Raw genomic sequence first — 18,138 nt, 5'->3', positions numbered from 1 at the left:
GGGCTGAGGATCCTCAGCCCCGTGTTCAAGTCCGGAGGGATCAGGCAGCGCTGGTGCTCAGCTTCTTGAGCTGGTACAGCGCTTCCAGCGCTTCGCGCGGGCTCAGCGCATCAGGGTTGATATCGGCCAGGGCCTGGGCCACAGGGTCGTGTTGGGCCTCGGCCTGGGGCATCTCCGGCGCGTCGAACAGATTGACCTGCAGATCATCCTCGCCTGCCTTGGCTTCCAGCGCTTCGAGCGCGTGGCGCGCATGGTGCAGCACGGCAGCAGGCATACCGGCCAGCTTGGCCACCTGGATACCGTAGCTGCGGCTGGCAGGGCCGGCCTGGATCTCGTGCAGGAACACGATGTCGTGCCCGGCCTCGGCCGCGCCCACATGCACGTTGACGGCGGCTTTGGCCTTGGCGGGCAGCTCGGTCAGCTCGAAATAGTGGGTGGCAAACAGCGTGAAAGCCTTGGTCTTGTCGTGCAGCTGGGTGGCAATGCCGCTGGCCAGGGCCAGGCCGTCGAAGGTGCTGGTGCCGCGGCCGATCTCGTCCATCAGCACCAGGGAGTGGGGCGTGGCCGCGTGCAGGATCTGCGCGGCCTCGGTCATCTCCATCATGAAGGTGGACTGGGCGTTGGCCAGGTCGTCGGCCGCGCCGATACGGGTGTGGATGGCGTCTATGGGCCCCAGGCGGCAACTGGCCGCCGGCACATAGCTGCCCATGCTGGCCAGCAAAGCTATCAAGGCCACCTGGCGCATATAGGTCGACTTACCGCCCATGTTCGGGCCGGTAATGATCTGCATGCGCGTGTTGAGGTTCATGCGCGTGTGGTTGGCAATGAAGCTGCCGCTGGAGGTCTCGGCCATGCGCGCCTCCACCACGGGGTGGCGGCCGGCTTCGATCTCTATGCAGGGCTGGCTCACGAACTCGGGCTCGGCCCAGTTCAGCGTCAGCGAGCGCTCGGCCAGCGTGCACAGCACGTCGAGCGCGGCAATGGCCTGGGCCACGCGCGAGAGCGCGGGCACATGGGGCTGGAGCCGGTCCAGCACCTGCTCGTACAGCCATTTCTCGCGCTGCAGTGCGCGCTCCTGGGCCGACAGGGCCTTGTCCTCGAAGGCCTTGAGCTCGGGTGTGATGTAGCGCTCGGCGTTCTTCAGCGTCTGGCGGCGGCGGTAGCGCTCGGGCACCGCATCCTTGTAGCTGTTGGTGATCTCGATATAGAAACCGTGCACCTTGTTGAACTGCACGCGCAGATTCGGAATGCCGGTGAGCAGCTTTTCCTTGGCTTCCAGCTCCAGCAGAAACTCGTCGCAGTTGTTCTGGATGGCGCGCAGCTCGTCGAGCTCGGCGTCGAAGTTCTGGGCGATCACGCCGCCGTCGCGCACCAGGGCTGCGGGCTCTTCCATGATGGCCTGGGCCAGCAGCTCGGCGCAGCCTTCGGGCGGCACCAGATCGGTGAAGATTTGCGTCAAATAGGCTGCAGGCGCTTGTCCGGATTGCGCCAATAGCTTCGCTTTCTGTAGCGTCTTGCCCAGGCCCACCAGTTCGCGCGGGCGCACCTGGCGCAGCGCCGTGCGGGCAGTGATGCGCTCCACATCGCTCACGCCTTTGAGCTCGGCGCGCAGCGCCTGCCAGGGCGCCGCCACGGCATTGCCCGCGCCGCGCAGCACGCGAATGGCTTCCAGGCGCTGCATGGCGCTCTTGCGGCTGCGCTCGGGCTCCTGCATCCAGGTCTTGAGCAAACGGCTGCCCATGCCCGTCATGCAGGTGTCCAGCAGCGAGAACAGCGTGGGCGAATCTTCGCCGCGCAGCGTCTTGACCAGCTCCAGGTTGCGGCGCGTGGCCAGCGGCAAGGCGATCAGCTCATCGTCGCGCTGCACCTGGATGGCGTGGATGTGCGTGAGATTGCGCCCTTGCGTATGCTCGGCATACGAGAGCAGGGCGGCGCTGGCGGCGTGGGCCAGTGCCAGGCCCTCGGCCTCCCAGGCCTTGAGGCTGGCGGCGCCCAGCAGCTCCAGCAGCTTGCGCTCGCCCAGGCCCGCATCGAACTGCCAGTCCGGGCGTGGCGACAGCGGGCAGGCAATGGAGCCTGCGTGCTTGATGGCAAAAAGGCTCTGCTCGAAACGCTCGGTCACGCCGGCGCTGTAGATCACCTCGCTGGGTGCGATGCGCGACAGCCAGGCACCCAGTTCGTCGGCCGCGCATTCGGCCATATGAATGCGGCCTTGCGTCACGGCCATCCAGGCCAGGCCCACGCGCTGACGACCCGCCGTGTGCAGGGCCAGCAAGATGGCTTCACTCTTGTCCGACAGCAGCTCGCTGTCCGTCAGCGTGCCGGGCGTGACCACGCGCACCACCTTGCGCTCCACCGGACCCTTGCCCACGCCGATCTCGCCGACCTGCTCGCAGATCGCCACCGATTCGCCCATCTTGATCAGGCGGCCCAGGTAATTCTCCAGCGCATGAAAGGGCACACCCGCCATGGGAATTGGCATGCCGGCCGTCTGGCCGCGCGTGGTCAGTGTGATGTCGAGCAGGCGGGTGACCTTCTCCGCATCGCCAAAGAACAGCTCGTAGAAATCGCCCATGCGGTAGAACACCAGCGTGTCGGGGTGGTCGGCTTTGAGCTGCAGATACTGCTGCATCATTGGAGTGTGCGACTCCAGTGGGGCGGCGCTAAGTGTTTGATTTATCCAGGGTTCACTCATAACAAAAATTCAAATCAATCACTTAGTTGGAATGGTGGTTTGCCAGCCCATGGCTTGAGTCTGCCGTGTCATTGGCTGTGGGCGCAGTCTTGCGCAAGCCTCGCGGGAATTCGATGAACAAAGCAGGGCGGCTGGCAAAGGGGTGAACATTATTGTCCATGCACGAGCAACGGCCAGCCTGCGGGGATGTTGTGGGCGGCTTGTTGCTACAGAGCTGGTTTTGAGCCGACATGTGGGCCGAGGATTCGCCGCGACAGGCCTCGGTAGGCGGTGACAGGTCTCGCCGCGATCGGCTGGGTTGGCCCTGGCGACTCCAGGGCCTCCTGGCGCGCCATCATGCGCAGCCCCTGGCGGGCACGCGACAGCGCTTCCTCGTCATGCTCGGCCGCATAGACGGCGCAGACCGAATGGGAGAACTGCGGTGCATGGCTCACGGGGAACAACTGGCCGCTCTTGATGAAGGGGGCCACCGTGCCTGCACGGAAGTAGCCGGCGCCGCCCACGGTCAGCAGATAGGTCAGGGCCAGAGGGCCCAGGGAGATGGTGACCGGCGCATTGGGCAACTCGGGAAAGGCGGCGCGGTGGCCGGCCGCAAAGCCCGGCCCCCAGTCCACATGGATATAGCGTTCGGGGTCGAGCCGGCCGTCGGCGCTGCTGGTGACCATGATCAGCTTTTCCTCCAGCAGCAGCTCGCAGACCAGGCGCGGCCGCTGCGGCGGGCTGTAGAGCACGGCCATGTCGAGAGAGCCGTCCTCCACGCGGTCCAGCAGCCGGGCCGGCGCATCTACATCGGCGCGCAGCGCGACTTCGGGGCAGACATGGTGCATCCAGACCAGCCAGTCGGCCAGCAGCGGGTGCCAGATGCTGGGTTCGCCACCCACGCTGATGCCGTGCTCGCGCCCCGGCGGTAGCGCCACATGCTGGCGCGCGCGCTCCCAGCCCTGTACCAGGCTGGCGGCGTGGCGCACAAAGCGCTCGCCGGCCGGCGTCAACCGGGCACCGGCTTTGTTGCGCACGAACAGCGGTCGCCCCAGTTGCTGTTCCAGCGTGCGTACACGGGCGCTGATGGCGGTCTGGGTCGAGGCTGTGTGAAAACCCTCTCGTAGCCAACCCATGACCTGAATAAAGTCAATTCATCTCGGTTTCGGGAGATGGCATGCCTCGATTCATTGAAGGTCAAGCGCGGCAGCAAGTGACGCTGATGCCGGAATGTCTGGAGGACTTTATTGCTAAAGACAACCCGGTACGTGTTGTCGATGCCTTTGTCAGCGAACTCAATCTGCAGGCTTTGGGTTTTGACGGTGCAGAGCCTGCCTGTACGGGCAGACCTTCTTACCACCCAGCCGTGCTGCTCAAGATCTACATCTACGGCTATCTCAATCGGCTGCAATCGAGCAGACGGCTTGAACGTGAATGCCAGCGTAACGTTGAACTGATGTGGCTGACTGGGCGCTTGGCTCCTGACTTCAAAACGATTGCAGACTTCCGCCGTGACAACGGCTCAGGCATTCGCAATGTGTGCCGCCGATTCGTACTTCTCTGCCGTGATCTGAAACTGTTCAGCCAGGCGCTGGTGGCCATTGATGGCAGCAAATTCAAAGCCGTCAACACGCGTGACAAGAACTTCACCTTGGGCAAGATCGACAAGCGGCAGCAGCAGATCGAAGAAAGCATCCAACGTTATCTGACGGCTTTGGATACAGCGGACCGCACGCAGCCTGTGGAGCTCGAAGCCAAGACCACAAGGCTCCAAGACAAGATCGCCATGTTGCGCAAGCAAATGCGGGTGCTCGATGCAGTGAAGGAGCAACTCAAAGAGCAGCCCGAGAAGCAACTCTCGATGACAGATCCTGATGCACGGTCCATGGCAACCAGTGGTCGAGGCTCGGGCATGGTGGCCTATAACGTGCAGGTGGCGGTCGATGCCAAACATCACCTGATCGTCACTCATGAGGTCACCAACCAAGGGCATGACAGAGCTGCTCTGGCATCCATGGCTCAAGCAGCTCGCAAGGCAATGGGAAAACGCAAACTGCAAGCTATTGCAGATCGTGGCTATTACAGCGGTGAGCAAATCAAAGCGTGTGAAGATACAAGCATTGCAGCCATTCTTCCCAAGCCCAACACATCGGGTGCCCGAGCTCACGGGCGCTTTGACCGCTCAGACTTCATCTATATCCAAAGCGACGATGAATTCCAATGCCCTGCGGAACAGCGCGCGATCTATCGTTTTACGCGGGAAGAGAACGGCTTACAGATGCGTCGTTACTGGAGCAGTGCGTGTACGCAATGCACGATAAAAGCCCAATGCACACCGAGCGACTACCGCCGCATCAGCCGATGGGAGCACGAAGACGTGCTGGAGCGAGCACAACAGCGCTTGGACCAGATGCCCGACGCCATGATGGTGAGAAGAAGGACAGTCGAGCACGTGTTTGGCACCCTCAAGCATTGGATGGGGTACACGCACTTCCTGACCAGGCGACTGCGCAACGTCAGCACGGAGATGAGCTTGAATGTGCTGGCTTACAACCTCAAGCGAGTGCTTGGAATCCTCGGGTTCGACAAAACGATGGCGGCGATGCATCTGGTGGGCGGGTGAGCCCTTTTAAAACCGGGAAATTAGCGACCTCAAGGGCTCTGGAATGCAATGAGAAGGCTGAGGGCGCTCTTGGCGTCGAAGGCGCCTCAGTCGTGCTTGCCTGAAATCTGCCAGTTGGATTGTTCAGCCATTAATAGTTTTTTGCGTTTCCACACAGCCTCGGTCAGATGCAGACGTTCGGCCGCCGCCGCAAAGCTGCCGCTGTCGGCGATTTCGAGGAAGGTGCGGGCCAGATCGATGTCCATGAAATCAATGCAAAAAGATTGATTTGAAATCAAATAATAATTTGTTTGTATGCATTGAATGATAAGTCCATCATGGAGCTGTCTGTGATTCCTGCGGGAGCTTACCCATGCACAGCTCTTATTCAGAAGCTTCCTCGTTGCCGCGCACGGCTCTGTGTGATCTGTTGGGTTGTCGCCATCCGCTGCTGCTGGCCGGCATGGGGGGCGTTTCGCGCTCCGAGCTGGTGGCTGCGGTGACCGAGGCCGGCGGCTTCGGTTTTCTTGGCATGGTGCGCGAGCCGCTGGCGCTGATTCGTACCGAAGTGGAGCGCGTGCGCCAGCGCACGGACCGGCCCTTCGGCGTGAACCTGATTCCCGCGACCACCGATCCGCAACTGCTGCGCGAGCAGGTGGAGCTGTGCATTGCGCTGCGCGTGCCGGTGGTGAGTCTGTTCTGGGATGTTCATCACGCGGTGATCGCCAGGCTGCGCGAGGCGGGGATTGTGGTTGTGCACCAGGTCGGCTCGGCAACCGAGGCGCTGCTGGCGCAGGAGGCCGGAGCCCAGGCACTGATCGCCCAGGGAGTGGAGGCAGGCGGCCATGTGCGCGGCCGCCTGCCGCTGATGGAGTTGCTGACGCAGGTGCTGTCGGTGGCCAGCGTGCCAGTAGCGGCGGCCGGTGGTTTGGCCGACGGGCGCGATGTGGCGCGCGTGCTGGCGCAGGGTGCACAGGCCGCCGTACTGGGCACGGCCTTGATGGCGACGATTGATTCCTTTGCGCACGACTATCACAAGCAGCGTCTGGTACAGGCCCATGCTGGGGATACGGTGCTGACCGAAGACTTCCATATCAACTGGCCGCTGCATGCGGCCGTGCGGGTGCTGGCCAATAGCGTGACTTGTTGTGAGCGTGGCGACCCGTCCATGGCCGAACGCACCGTGATCGGTGAGGAGGAGGGGCGCCCCATCTATCTGTTCAGCACCGACTCACCCTTGCGTTCCATGACCGGCAATTACGAGGCCATGGCCCTGTATGCCGGCAAGGGCGTGGACCGTATCACCTCGATCGAGCCTGCGGGCGAGCGCGTGCAGCGCATCGTGGCCGAGGCGGCGCAGCACTGGCGGCTGCTGGAGGGCGAGACTGTGGACGTGGCTTCGCCGGTCTGCTACGCGGCCGATGTGGAGCGCGAGCGGCATGCGCCCGTCATCGCGCGGCTGGACGAGCTGCTGGAGGCCGAGCGCGCCGGTGCGCGCGTGACGCTGCGCAGCGCCGCCCACGCGCAGGACGGAGATATGCGTGCGCTGATCGAGGCCGTGCACCGCGACGAGGTCAAGTGGTGCGCCATGCTGATGCGCGCCATCCGCAGTCTGCAGGGTACGCCGAGTTCACGTACCGGTGCCTTCTATGCCAAGGCCATGGCCTTCGAGAAGCTGGACGAGCGCCTGGCCTTCCTGAACCGAGGCCAGGGCTGGGTGGTCAAGAAGCTGCGCGAACTGCTGCCCATGGTGGACGATGCATCCATACGTCAGGGACTGACCGAGATGCTGCAGGCCCACGAAGTCAATCTGGACAAGGTCAACAGCCGCCTGGGCTTGGCGCGCCCGCGGGCTGACGCGGTGCCGTCACAGGCGGGTGCAAGACTTGAATGAGTCGGGGAGGGAGTCAAGGAGGTTGTGAATGTTCTGGGAGAAAAAGCTTTCACAATGGGCGCAGGAAGTGAAGGCTCAGGCCAACCTGCCGGCCCGGCTGGTGCTGTGGAACGGGCAGCAGCTCGATTTCGGCGAGTTCGCTGCGCCGCAGGTCACCATCAAGGTCCAGAGCGCGACCGCGCTGCCCATGCTGCTGGACCCCAGCCTTGACCATCTGGGCGAGGCCTATGTCAAGGGCCTGCTGGACATCGACGGGCGCTTGGCCGACATTATCAACGTGAGCCATGCACTGGCCCGCAGCACGGCTGTGGGCTCGGGGAGGCTGGCACGCGTGGCGCGGCACTTTAGCCACAGCAAGGCCAGCGACCGCAGGGCCATTCAGTACCACTACGACGTTTCCAACGATTTCTACCGGCTCTGGCTCGACGAGAGCATGGTTTACTCCTGTGCCTATTTCGAGAATGGGGATGAGGATCTGGCCACGGCCCAGCGCAAGAAGATCGATCACATCCTCACCAAGATCCGGCTGCAGCCCGGCCAGCGCCTGCTGGACATAGGCTGCGGCTGGGGTGCCCTGGTGCTGCGCGCGGCCAGTCAATTCGGCGCGCAGTGCGTGGGCGTGACGCTGTCGCGCAACCAGTTCGAGCTGGCGACCGAGCGCGTGCGGGCCGCGGGCCTGCAGGACCGCGTCGAGATCCGCCTGCAGGATTACCGCGATGTGAGGGGGCAGTTCGACCGCATCACCAGCGTCGGCATGTTCGAGCATGTGGGGCGCAAGCATCTGCCGCTGTATTTCTCGCGTATGCACGACCTGCTGGCCGAAGACGGCATGGCTTTGAACCATGGCATTACCTCGACCGACGCGGACAGCGGCGAGGTCTCGCAGGGTGGCGATTTCATCGACCGCTATGTGTTCCCCGATGGCGAACTGCCGCATATCAGCCTGGCACTGGAGGCCATGCAGCGCGGCGGCCTGGAAGTCTTGGATGTGGAAAGCCTGCGCCGGCACTATGCGCGCACGCTGTCGATCTGGACCGAGAACTTCGAGTCGCGCGCAGCGCAGATCCATGCGTTGGTGGACGAAGAGAAGTTCCGTATCTGGCGCGTGTACCTGGCCGGCTGCGCCTATGCGTTCGAGAACGACGATGTGTCCATTTTCCAGGTGCTCTGCCGCAAGGCGGGGCGCAGTGCGCAGCAAATTCCCTGGTCGCGGCGCTATATGTACGAGAGCGGTAAACCCTTGGGTGAAATTTGAGGCCCGGATTGTTCGCGCTTTCTGGATGATCCATCCCGGCGCGGACGGTTTATCGCCAGCGCCGGTCTGCCTAAGCTGGGACCTCTTCAAACGAGACCCAACAATAGGTTAGGAGATTTCATGGCAGACCATTCCATCCGCAACAAGGTCGTTCTGATTGCCGGCGGCGCCAAGAACCTGGGCGGGCTGATTGCCCGCGATCTGGCAGCCAAGGGCGCCAAGGCGGTCGTCATTCACTACAACAGTGCATCCTCCAGGGCCGATGCCGAAGCCAAGGTGGCCGCCGTGCAGGCCGCTGGAGCCTGGGCCGTGGCGCTGCAGGCCGACCTGACAAGCGCCACCGCGGTCGAGAGGCTGTTTGCCGACGCCGTGGCGGCCGTGGGCCGGCCCGATATCGCCATCAACACCGTGGGCAAGGTGCTCAAGAAGCCGTTGCTGGAAATTTCCGAGGCCGAGTACGACGAGATGAGCGCCGTCAACAGCAAGGCGGCTTTTTTCTTTCTCAAGGAAGCGGGCAGGCATGTCAACGACAACGGCAAGATCGTGACGCTGGTGACCTCGCTGCTGGGTGCGTTCACGCCGTTCTATTCCTCCTACGCGGGCACCAAGGCGCCGGTCGAGCATTTCACGCGCGCGGCGGCCAAGGAGTTCGGCGCACGCGGCATCTCGGTCACGGCCGTGGGCCCAGGCCCCATGGATACGCCTTTCTTCTATGGCCAGGAGGGGGTCGATGCCGTGGCCTATCACAAGACTGCGGCAGCGCTGTCGCCGTTCTCGCCCTCGGGCCTGACACACATCGAGGACGTGGTTCCCTTCATCCGTCATCTGGTCAGCGACGGCTGGTGGATTACCGGACAGACGATTCTGATCAACGGCGGCTACACCACCAAGTAGGCGTCGCAGCAGTCTGGTGCCGGTTATGCTGTCTTTCCATGGACAGAATCGACCGGTATCGCATCTTCGTGCAGGTGGCAGAGATGGGCAGCTTCATCAAGGCCGCCCATGCGCTGGAGCTGCCTCGCGCCACGGTGTCGGCGGCCGTGCAGCAACTGGAGGCCCAGGTCGGCGCGCGGCTGCTGCACAGAACCACGCGCTATGTCAACCTGACGGCCGACGGCGCGCAGTTGCTGGCGCGCGCCCGCGCGCTGCTGGCCGAGGCCGAGGACATGGAGCAGATGTTCCAGGCGCGTGTGCGCCAGGCCGTGGGCCAGTTGCGCATTGATGTGCCCAGCCGCATTGCGCGCCGTCTGCTGGCGCCGGCATTGCCCGGCCTGCTGCGCAGTCATCCGGCGTTGCGGCTGGTGTTGGGCTCCAGCGACCGGACGGTGGATCTGGTGCAGGAAGGCGTGGATTGTGTGGTGCGCATCGGTGCGCTGCAGGAAAGCAGCCTGGTCGTGCGGCCGTTGGGTCGCATTGCCCTGATCAACTGCGCCAGCCCTGCCTATCTGCGCGAGCACGGTCACCCCGAGGTTCCCGCCGATCTGGTGCAGGGCCATTGGGCCGTGGGCTATGCGTCGCCACATACCGGGCGGGAACTGCCCTGGTCCTATGTGGAGGGCGGGGGCGAGGAGGAGCAGACACTGGCCCTGCCCAGCCGTGTGGTAGTCAACAACGCCGAAAGCTATATTGCCTGCTGCGAAGCCGGGCTGGGCTTGATCCAGATTCCACGCTACGACGTGCAGCATCTGCTGGCTGCTGGCAGCCTCGTCGAAGTCATGCCCTCCCACCGCTCGGCCTCCATGCCGGTGGGCCTGCTGTATTCGCACCGCCGCCAGCGCTCGCGGCGGCTGGCGGTGTTCATCGAATGGTTCGAGGCGCTGATGCAGCCTTACCTGGAGTCATGAGGATCTGAACTCCGGCTTGTGCTGGGCTTACTGCACTTCGGGACGCGATCCCTGGGCCACCGGCGCGTGCTCGACCGGGTCATCGTCATGGATGGGGCGGTAGCCGGGCCCGAAGGACACATCGCCCAGGCGCCAGCCGGCACGGCAGCTGAAGGCGCCCCAGAAGCGCTTCAAGGTGTACCACTGCATTGCGATCAAGCCGCGTTCGTTGTCGGCATCGACCTCGGGGTCGCTCACGCCCGTGGGGCGCAACTCCTCGTCGTGATAGAGAGCAGTGTCGAACAGCTGATCCCACCAGGGCAGGACCTGACCGAAGTTGCAGTTGTGGCGCTCGGGCCGGTCTGCATCGCGCAGCATGTGGTGGTTGCGGTGAAAGCGTGGGCCGACGAACAGACGCTCGCCCAGCTGGCCCAGCCAGCCCAGACGCAGCGCCACGTTGGCGTGCGAAAAGTTCTGCACCAGCTCGCTGAGCAGGCCCAGCATGGCGAACTCCGAAGGCTCCACACCCATCACCAGGCCCACGCTGGCCAGCACAAAGCTTTGCAGCATGCCGTCCAGGTAGTTGCTGCGGTCGTTGCTCCAGCAGCTCATCTGGCGTTGGCTGTGATGCATGCTGTGCATGGCCCACCACCAGGGAATCACATGCTGGGCGCGGTGCATCCAGTAATAAGTGAGATCGTAGACCACGTAGTACACGGCAAACAGCACATAGGGATGCTGCTCGAACCAGGGGAACCAGGCCTTGAGGCCGCTGGCTTCCTCGGTGGACGGGCCGCCACCCAGCATGTGGGCGAAGGGCATGAGCACCAGAAAGCTGAACAGCGGAAACAGCCCCAGCAGCATGAGCAGGGTGTAGTGACGGTCCACCGTGGTGTGGCGGCGGTCGGCCCAGCGCTCGGCGGGGAGCAGGCTTTCCAGCGGACGCATCACACAGGCAATCAGAAACAGCTGCAGCAGCGCGATCAGAATGCCGGCCGCGATCTCGCGCGGATCGCCTGCGGCCTCGGCAATGCTCAGCGTATTGACCACTGGTGTCACCGCGTGCGCAGAGACCCAGTCGATAGCCAGCGTCCAGTGCTGGCTGAAGAAATCCATCATAGTTTCAGCCCGATTGTCGTTGGGGGCAGATTCTGGATAAGGAGTTTGTGGATTTTGTGGAGAAGAGAAAGTCCCATGCCTGCCCACTGGGTTGTAGCCGTTGCTCCCAAGAGGCTGGGCTCGGCGGCAATAAAACAGCCCCCCACACTTGCCCACTGACGTGTGGCCGCTGCCCCCCAAGGGGGTTTATTGCCTTGGGGCGGCCCGGCGGCAATAAAAAAGGCCTGGTCCACCGGACCAGGCCTTTTGCGCAATCGTGGGGTGACTGCCGTTTTTATTCAGCGGCTTTCTGGCCTTCTTCCACAGCAGCTTCGGCGTCTTCTTCGGAGGAGGTCTCGAATTCGCCGGTCTTGACGGCTTGACGCACAGCGGCCTTTTCGCCAGCGGTAGCGAACTTGCTGTACTTGCCCAGCACGGGGATCAGCGAGCCATAGATGCGTGGGTTGGCAGCCAGGATTTCGCGCTGCTCCAGGAAGTCGGCTTCGCCCGTGAAGTTGCCGACCAGACCACCGGCTTCGCTGACCAGCAGGGAGCCGGCAGCCACGTCCCAGATGGACAGGCCCGATTCAAAGAAGCCGTCGGCAAAGCCGGCTGCCACATAGGCCAGGTCCAGGGCTGCGGAGCCGGGGCGACGCACGCCGGCGGTGCGCTGCATGACTTCGCCCAGCATCAGCATGTATTGCTTGAAGTTGTCGCCACGGCGGAAGGGGAAGCCCGTGGAGATCAGGCAGTCGCGCAGCTGGGTGCGCTTGGAGACGCGGATGCGGCGCTCGTTCAGGTAAGCACCACGGCCCTTGGTGGCGGTGAACAGGTCGTTGCGGCTGGGGTCATAGATCACGGCGTGCTCGATCTTGCCCTTGTAGGCAAGGGCGATGCTCACGCAGTACACGGGGAAGCCGTGGATGAAGTTGGTGGTGCCGTCCAGGGGATCGATGATCCAGACATGGTCGGAGTTCTTGGCACCGTGCTCGCTGCCCGATTCTTCGGCCAGGATGGAATGCTGGGGGTAGGCGTTGAGCAGTGTCTCGATGATGATGCGCTCGGCCGCCTGGTCTACCTCGGTCACAAAGTCGTTCACCTGCTTTTGCGCAACGCGCACCGATTCCACATCCAGTGCGGCACGGTTGATGAGGGCGCCAGCGGCGCGAGCAGCCTTGATGGCCACGTTGAGCATGGGGTGCAGGGAGTTCGACATAAATTGTGAGTGCGTTGGCGCTGCAGCCCGCAGCAATGGTGGGCTGAACTACGCGGGTAAGAACGTAAAAAGCCGCGACCGGCGATGCGGGGCGGCGACAATAGGCGCAATTCTACCCAGCCTGCGTTTTTTTTGCTTGTTCGTCCCGGCGACCTGAGGGGTTTGTCCGGGGTCTTGCGGTTTGCGCGAGAGAGAACAGGCAGCGCATGTGTTCTGTTTTATCAAGGCCACAGTGAGGCCTTTTGTGTTGATGAAAACCCGATTCGTACTGATTGAAACCAGCCATGCCGGCAATGTGGGCGCGGCCGCCCGTGCACTCAAGACCATGGGCTTCGATGACCTGGTGTTGGTGCGTCCACGTTACAAAAACGTGCTGCGCAAGGAAGAAACCATACAGCGCGCCAGTGGCGCACTCGATGTGCTGGACAAGGCCCGCATTGTCGACACGCTGGAGGAAGCGCTGGACGGCATCAGCCATATGTGCGCCACGGCCATGACACCGCGCGACTTTGGTCCGCCCACGCGCACGCCGCGCCAGCATTTCGAGCTGCTCTTGAAAGGTGAGCTGGATACGCGCTCTGTGACTGAGGTTAGCGGAGATTTGACTGATAACCAGCCGACACCGGATGCGGTCTGCAATCAGAAGGGCGTGGCCTTTCTGTTCGGCTGCGAGCGCTTTGGCATGAGCAACGACGATGTCTACCGCTGCGATGTGGCGCTGTCGATTCCGTCCAATCCGCAGTTCGGCTCGCTGAACCTGGCCTCGGCCATCCAGGTCGTGGCCTACGACTGGCGCGAGGCGCTGGGCGGTTTTCCCGTGGTGGAGCACACGCCAGAGGTGCACCGCGCCGACATGGCCCAGGTGCAGGGCATGCTGGGCCATTGGGAACAGGCCCTGGCCCATATCGGCTTTCTGGACCCGGCCGCGCCCAAGAAGCTCATGCCCCGGCTTAACCAGCTTTTCAACCGCGCGCAGCTGACCCAGGAAGAAATCCATATTCTTCGCGGTGTTGCCAAAGCCATGCTGCAGAGCCAGCCACCAACCCGCTAGACTTCACAAGCTAAACATTTCCTCATGTTGTTATTTGATGCTTGATCGCCTGCGCTCCGACATCCAGTGCATTCTCGACCGCGACCCTGCGGCTCGCAGCACCTGGGAGGTCATCACCTGTTACCCCGGCCTGCACGCCATCTGGCTGCAGCGCCCGGCGCACTGGTGCTGGACGCATGGCTTCAAATGGCTGGGCCGCTTCATCTCCCACATGGGGCGCTGGTTCACCGGTATTGAAATCCATCCCGGCGCTGTCATCGGTCGCGAGGTTTTCATCGACCACGGCATGGGCGTGGTGATTGGCGAAACCGCTGTGGTGGGCGATGGCTGCACCATCTATCACGGTGTGACGCTAGGCGGCACCTCGCTGTACAAGGGCGCCAAGCGCCACCCCACGCTGGGCAAGAACGTGGTGGTCAGTGCCGGCGCCAAGGTGCTGGGCGGTTTCGAGGTGGGTGATGGCGCCAAGATCGGCAGCAATGCCGTGGTCATCAAGCCCGTGCCCGCAGGTGCCACGGCCGTGGGTATTCCTGCGCGCATCATCCCCAGTAAGACCGGACAGAGCGCCGATGTGACCGAGCATGAGACCACTCCCAAGGTCGAGGCCAGGGCGCAAGCGGCGGGTGCCGTAGATGATGATTGCGGCAAGAGCGGCTTTACCGCCTATGGCGTGACGGCCGAAGTCGACCCCGTGGCCCAGGCCATGCGCTCCTTGTCCGAAGGCGCTGCAGGCCATGAAAAGCAGATCGCGCTGCTGTGGGCTGCCATCGAGAAGCTGTCGATTCAGGGCCATGTCAAGGACTGCGTGCCCTGCGAATCCGAGCGCCCCGAGGCCTTCCAGAAGGACAAGATCGATCAGATCATGGGGAAATAGGCCTCAAACCTATATGTATCAAGCGCTGATAGCTTCTGTTTCAGGAGTGGATTGCGCAGCATGTTTCCAAGAAGCCAGCTGAACGCTGGCTTTTTTATAAGGGCTTGTTCGTCATCGGCCCAGCGAATGAGGTAGGACCCATGGGCTGGAAACTGCAGTCCAGAACATCGGTAGGCGACGAAGGCTGGGCGTGTATCCCACGCGACCTGAGGCCATGCCCCTGAGCTTCTACACTGCAGCGCAGCATTTTTGGAAAGCAGAAAAATGGACATTCTTCAAGCCTTGCAGCAGCGTCGCTCGGTACGTGCTTTTTTGCCGCAGACCGTGGACGGCGCCACGGTCAGGGAGCTGTTGGAAAAGGCCTCGCAGGCAGCATCCGGCGGCAATATGCAGCCCTGGCGTGTGACGGCAGTGGGCGGCCAGGCGCTCAAGGAGCTGAGCGCCAAGGCCAAGGCGACCGAGGCCGTGCAGCGCCCCGGCCTGTCCTACCCGCCCGGACTGTGGGAGCCCTATCGCAGCCGCCGTTTTGAAAACGGCGAAGACCTGTACCGCGCCATCGGCATAGGCCGCGAGGACAAGACCGCCCGCCTTGCCCAACTGGCGAAGAACAGCCAGATGTTCGGTGCACCCGTAGGCATTTTTGTGGCCGTGGAAGAACGCATGGGTTATGCGCAATGGGTGGATCTGGGCATCTATCTGCAATCCTTCATGCTGCTGGCCGTGGAAAAAGGCTTGGCTACCTGCGCCCAGGGTTTTTGGCGTATGTATAACGACATGCTGATCGAGCAGCTGGCATTGCCGGATGGCTACCAGATCGCCTTCGGTATTGCCCTGGGCTACGAAGATGTCAGCGCTCCGATCAACCAATGGCGCTCGAGTCGTGCCAGCAGCAGCGAGTGGCTGTCGTTGCAGGGACTGGATTGAGCGGCGGATTAGGCGCTTGAGGGTCAGGATAGTTAAACCGCCTCAATGCTGCGCAAATTCCGGCAAAACCAGCCTATACTGCATGCAGCTCCGGGGTGTGCGAAAGCGCTGAGATGCGAAAGGTGGTTGCAAAACCGCTGAATAGCGAACCCGACGAACTTGATCCGGTTCATACCGGCGGAAGAAGAGCGGGACCCTGACGCAGGGCCGGTAGGCAAGCAGGCAAGTCATCTCAAGACAGCCTCCCACTTACACGGCACAGCAACCCCAGGCGCCTCGCGCACTGGGGTTTTGTCTTTTCTGGACAGCTGCAGCGTGCGAGGGGCCGGCTGAAATCCACGGATTTCAGCGGCGCAGACCCAGCACCGGCAAGGTGCGCGGTCACAAGCCAAAGGGGAAAGTCGGAGCAGGGCCTTGCACTCCACGGAGCGTTTGATGAACTTCAACCGCTTTTTGGAGACTGCGATGAATGCCCCCGATCTGATCTTCACGCCTGCCGCTGGCAACGCCCCTGATGCCGCCCGTTTTGCCGAATTGCTGGCTCAGTCGCGTCAGCCCTTTCCGGCTTCGACCAAGAGCTATTTGAACGGGGCCATCCATCCCGAGCTGCGTGTGCCGGTGCGCGACATCGCTCTGACCAATGGCGAGCAGGTCAGCGTCTACGACACATCCGGCCCTTATACCGACCCTGCGGTGACTATCGATGTGCGCAGCGGCCTGCCCAGCATTCGCGGCAGCTGGATCGAAGCGCGTGGCGACAGCGAATACTATGTGGGCCGCCAGCGCGTGGCGCTGGACGACGGTGGCAAGCGCGGTGAGGAAGATGTCCGTGTAGAGCAGCTGCGTGCCGAAGCCGCAGCGCTGCAGCGCCAGCCGCGCCGCGCCAAGAGCGGCGGCAACGTGACCCAGATGCACTACGCCAGGCGCGGCATCATCACGCCCGAGATGGAGTACGTGGCCCTGCGTGAAAACGGCCGCCGCGAATGGATGGCGCAGTACCAGCAGGATGCATCGCGCGAGCTGCGACTGGCCGGCAACAGCATGGGCGCCAGCATTCCCAAGATCATCACGCCCGAATTCGTGCGCGACGAAGTGGCGCGCGGCCGCGCCATCATCCCTGCCAATATCAACCACCCCGAGATCGAGCCCATGGCCATCGGGCGGAACTTCAAGGTCAAGATCAACGCCAATATCGGCAACTCGGCCGTGACCTCCAGCATCGAGGAAGAGGTGGAAAAGCTGGTCTGGGCCATCCGCTGGGGTGCGGACAACGTCATGGACCTGTCCACTGGCAAGAACATTCACACCACGCGCGACTGGATCGTGCGCAACTCGCCCGTGCCCATCGGCACAGTGCCCATCTATCAAGCGCTGGAAAAGGTCGGCGGCATTGCCGAGGATCTGACCTGGGAGATCTTCCGCGACACGCTGGTCGAGCAGGCCGAGCAGGGCGTGGACTACTTCACTATCCACGCCGGCGTGCGCCTAGCCTATATCCACCTTACAGCCCAGCGCCGTACCGGCATCGTCTCGCGCGGGGGCTCCATCATGGCCAAGTGGTGCATGGCTCACCACCGCGAGAGCTTCCTCTACGAGCATTTCGAGGACATCTGCGACATCATGAAGCAGTACGACGTCAGCTTCTCGCTGGGCGACGGCCTGCGTCCCGGCTGCGCCAGCGATGCCAATGACGACGCCCAGTTTGCCGAGCTGGCCACGCTGGGCGAGCTGACGCAGATCGCCTGGAAGCACGATGTGCAGACCATGATCGAAGGCCCTGGCCATGTGCCCATGCACATGATCCAGCAGAACATGACCGAGCAGCTCAAGCACTGCCACGAGGCCCCGTTCTACACCCTGGGCCCGCTGACCATCGACATCGCCCCCGGCTACGACCACATCGCCAGCGCCATCGGCGCGGCCATGATCGGCTGGTTTGGCACAGCTATGCTCTGCTATGTCACGCCCAAGGAGCATCTGGGCCTGCCCGACCGCGACGACGTCAAGCAGGGCATCATCGCCTACAAGATCGCGGCCCATGCGGCCGACGTTGCCAAGGGCCATCCGGGCGCGCGCTCGCGCGACGATGCGCTGTCCCAGGCGCGCTTCGACTTCCGCTGGCAGGACCAGTTCAACCTGGGCCTGGACCCCGATACCGCCCAGGCCTACCACGACGAGACCCTGCCCAAGGACAGCGCCAAGGTGGCCCATTTCTGCTCCATGTGCGGACCCAAGTTCTGCTCCATGAAGATCACCCAGGAAGTGCGCGACTTTGCCAAGCAGCAGGGCGTGAGCGCCGAGCACAGCATTGCCGTGGGCATGCAGGCCAAGGCGGCCGAGTTCAATCAGGCCGGTGGCGATTTCTACATTCCCATCGTCAATGCCTCGACCGACACCACGGCACGTTGACCGCGAATGAAAAATGGCTGTAGTGCTTGTGAATCAAGTGCTTTCAGCTATCAAAATAAAAAGCGCAGATCGAATCTGCGCTTTTTATTTGGGGGCATGCTGGGGTTGAATGCCTCTGGGTTGCTATCTCACCAAAAGAGACATTGGTCAGTTAGGGGGGAGCGCTACTTTCTCAGACATCTGCCAAATTTAGTGGGGTTTGAGCCAATAATGATCAGATCACCTCCATAACCATCGAGGCCTTGGATGTCACCACTCTGGCTCTTTGCACTCGCAATTTTTTTGGATATTTGGCCTACGACGCACTTCAGTTTCGTC

14 protein-coding genes and 1 riboswitch are annotated in these 18,138 nt (G+C 62.7%); of the genes, 9 read left to right on the top strand and 5 right to left on the bottom strand.

All coding sequences use genetic code 11. The annotated features are described in order from the left end of the window. Positions 1–40: 40 nt before the first annotated feature. Complete coding sequence (gene mutS, locus QMY55_RS17410; protein WP_283485408.1) at positions 41–2,635, bottom strand: DNA mismatch repair protein MutS; 2,595 nt, start codon at positions 2,633–2,635, stop codon at positions 41–43. 266 nt (positions 2,636–2,901) lie between these two features. Beyond that, the gene (locus QMY55_RS17405) at positions 2,902–3,810 is read right to left on the bottom strand and encodes a LysR substrate-binding domain-containing protein (RefSeq protein ID WP_283485407.1); all 909 of its coding nucleotides are present in this window, start codon (positions 3,808–3,810) and stop codon (positions 2,902–2,904) included. 41 nt (positions 3,811–3,851) lie between these two features. Here QMY55_RS17405 and QMY55_RS17400 point away from each other — a divergent pair, with 41 nt between their 5' ends. Next, positions 3,852–5,297 carry an IS1182 family transposase gene (locus tag QMY55_RS17400; protein WP_283485406.1) on the top strand — a complete coding sequence of 482 codons (1,446 nt, stop codon included), beginning with the start codon at positions 3,852–3,854 and terminating at the stop codon, positions 5,295–5,297. Between the two features lie 86 nt (positions 5,298–5,383). On the opposite strand, the gene QMY55_RS17395 is transcribed toward QMY55_RS17400, so the two are convergent. After that, complete coding sequence (locus tag QMY55_RS17395; protein WP_283485405.1) at positions 5,384–5,542, bottom strand: LysR family transcriptional regulator; 159 nt, start codon at positions 5,540–5,542, stop codon at positions 5,384–5,386. A gap of 107 nt (positions 5,543–5,649) precedes the next feature. Between QMY55_RS17395 and QMY55_RS17390 the strand changes: the two genes are divergently transcribed. The 4 genes from QMY55_RS17390 (at position 5,650) to QMY55_RS17375 (ending at position 10,269) form a co-directional block, all read left to right on the top strand. Next, the gene (locus tag QMY55_RS17390) at positions 5,650–7,170 is read left to right on the top strand and encodes a nitronate monooxygenase (protein WP_283485404.1); all 1,521 of its coding nucleotides are present in this window, start codon (positions 5,650–5,652) and stop codon (positions 7,168–7,170) included. A gap of 28 nt (positions 7,171–7,198) precedes the next feature. After that, positions 7,199–8,425: an SAM-dependent methyltransferase gene (locus tag QMY55_RS17385; protein ID WP_283485403.1), complete on the top strand. Its 1,227-nt coding sequence runs from the start codon at positions 7,199–7,201 to the stop codon at positions 8,423–8,425. Positions 8,426–8,545: 120 nt separating this feature from the next. After that, entirely contained in the window at positions 8,546–9,319 is a 774-nt protein-coding gene (locus tag QMY55_RS17380; protein WP_283485402.1) for an SDR family oxidoreductase, read from the top strand. A 38-nt stretch (positions 9,320–9,357) separates the two neighbouring features. Beyond that, positions 9,358–10,269 (top strand): LysR family transcriptional regulator, encoded by a 912-nt coding sequence (locus QMY55_RS17375; RefSeq protein ID WP_283485401.1) that lies wholly within the window; start codon positions 9,358–9,360, stop codon positions 10,267–10,269. Positions 10,270–10,296: 27 nt separating this feature from the next. On the opposite strand, the gene QMY55_RS17370 is transcribed toward QMY55_RS17375, so the two are convergent. Both QMY55_RS17370 and QMY55_RS17365 read right to left on the bottom strand, forming a co-directional pair. After that, entirely contained in the window at positions 10,297–11,367 is a 1,071-nt protein-coding gene (locus QMY55_RS17370) for a sterol desaturase family protein (protein ID WP_328517832.1), read from the bottom strand. Between the two features lie 274 nt (positions 11,368–11,641). Further along, positions 11,642–12,562, bottom strand: coding sequence for an inositol monophosphatase family protein (locus QMY55_RS17365; protein WP_283485399.1), 921 nt, complete (start codon positions 12,560–12,562; stop codon positions 11,642–11,644). A 250-nt stretch (positions 12,563–12,812) separates the two neighbouring features. Between QMY55_RS17365 and QMY55_RS17360 the strand changes: the two genes are divergently transcribed. From QMY55_RS17360 to thiC, 4 genes are all read left to right on the top strand, one after another. After that, the gene (locus tag QMY55_RS17360) at positions 12,813–13,613 is read left to right on the top strand and encodes an RNA methyltransferase (RefSeq protein WP_283485398.1); all 801 of its coding nucleotides are present in this window, start codon (positions 12,813–12,815) and stop codon (positions 13,611–13,613) included. Between the two features lie 37 nt (positions 13,614–13,650). Then, positions 13,651–14,487, top strand: a complete 837-nt coding sequence (gene cysE / locus QMY55_RS17355) for a serine O-acetyltransferase (RefSeq protein ID WP_283485397.1) — start codon at positions 13,651–13,653, stop codon at positions 14,485–14,487. A gap of 264 nt (positions 14,488–14,751) precedes the next feature. Then, a complete protein-coding gene (locus QMY55_RS17350) occupies positions 14,752–15,411 on the top strand; it encodes a nitroreductase (RefSeq protein WP_283485396.1) in 660 nt (219 codons plus the stop codon). An 81-nt stretch (positions 15,412–15,492) separates the two neighbouring features. Continuing rightward, a riboswitch (TPP riboswitch) is annotated at positions 15,493–15,614 on the top strand. A gap of 262 nt (positions 15,615–15,876) precedes the next feature. Further along, a complete protein-coding gene (gene thiC, locus QMY55_RS17345) occupies positions 15,877–17,820 on the top strand; it encodes a phosphomethylpyrimidine synthase ThiC (RefSeq protein ID WP_283485395.1) in 1,944 nt (647 codons plus the stop codon). Positions 17,821–18,138: the final 318 nt, after the last annotated feature.

The sequence above is a fragment of the Comamonas resistens genome, from assembly GCF_030064165.1.
Taxonomy (GTDB): domain Bacteria; phylum Pseudomonadota; class Gammaproteobacteria; order Burkholderiales; family Burkholderiaceae_C; genus Comamonas; species Comamonas resistens.
Note: the sequence above shows the minus strand (reverse complement) of the source record. Positions and strands in the feature narration are given on the sequence as shown.

What these genes read in the sequence shown, in the direction of transcription:
- QMY55_RS17370 (WP_328517832.1), bottom strand. Translation starts at nt 11,367, where the DNA reads ATGATGGATTTCTTCAGCCAGCACTGGACGCTGGCTATCGACTGGGTC.
- QMY55_RS17390 (WP_283485404.1), top strand. Translation starts at nt 5,650, where the DNA reads ATGCACAGCTCTTATTCAGAAGCTTCCTCGTTGCCGCGCACGGCTCTG.
- thiC (WP_283485395.1), top strand. Translation starts at nt 15,877, where the DNA reads ATGAATGCCCCCGATCTGATCTTCACGCCTGCCGCTGGCAACGCCCCT.
- QMY55_RS17365 (WP_283485399.1), bottom strand. Translation starts at nt 12,562, where the DNA reads ATGTCGAACTCCCTGCACCCCATGCTCAACGTGGCCATCAAGGCTGCT.
- QMY55_RS17360 (WP_283485398.1), top strand. Translation starts at nt 12,813, where the DNA reads ATGAAAACCCGATTCGTACTGATTGAAACCAGCCATGCCGGCAATGTG.
- QMY55_RS17375 (WP_283485401.1), top strand. Translation starts at nt 9,358, where the DNA reads ATGGACAGAATCGACCGGTATCGCATCTTCGTGCAGGTGGCAGAGATG.
- QMY55_RS17350 (WP_283485396.1), top strand. Translation starts at nt 14,752, where the DNA reads ATGGACATTCTTCAAGCCTTGCAGCAGCGTCGCTCGGTACGTGCTTTT.
- mutS (WP_283485408.1), bottom strand. Translation starts at nt 2,635, where the DNA reads ATGATGCAGCAGTATCTGCAGCTCAAAGCCGACCACCCCGACACGCTG.
- QMY55_RS17395 (WP_283485405.1), bottom strand. Translation starts at nt 5,542, where the DNA reads ATGGACATCGATCTGGCCCGCACCTTCCTCGAAATCGCCGACAGCGGC.
- QMY55_RS17385 (WP_283485403.1), top strand. Translation starts at nt 7,199, where the DNA reads ATGTTCTGGGAGAAAAAGCTTTCACAATGGGCGCAGGAAGTGAAGGCT.
- QMY55_RS17405 (WP_283485407.1), bottom strand. Translation starts at nt 3,810, where the DNA reads ATGGGTTGGCTACGAGAGGGTTTTCACACAGCCTCGACCCAGACCGCC.
- QMY55_RS17400 (WP_283485406.1), top strand. Translation starts at nt 3,852, where the DNA reads ATGCCTCGATTCATTGAAGGTCAAGCGCGGCAGCAAGTGACGCTGATG.
- QMY55_RS17380 (WP_283485402.1), top strand. Translation starts at nt 8,546, where the DNA reads ATGGCAGACCATTCCATCCGCAACAAGGTCGTTCTGATTGCCGGCGGC.
- cysE (WP_283485397.1), top strand. Translation starts at nt 13,651, where the DNA reads ATGCTTGATCGCCTGCGCTCCGACATCCAGTGCATTCTCGACCGCGAC.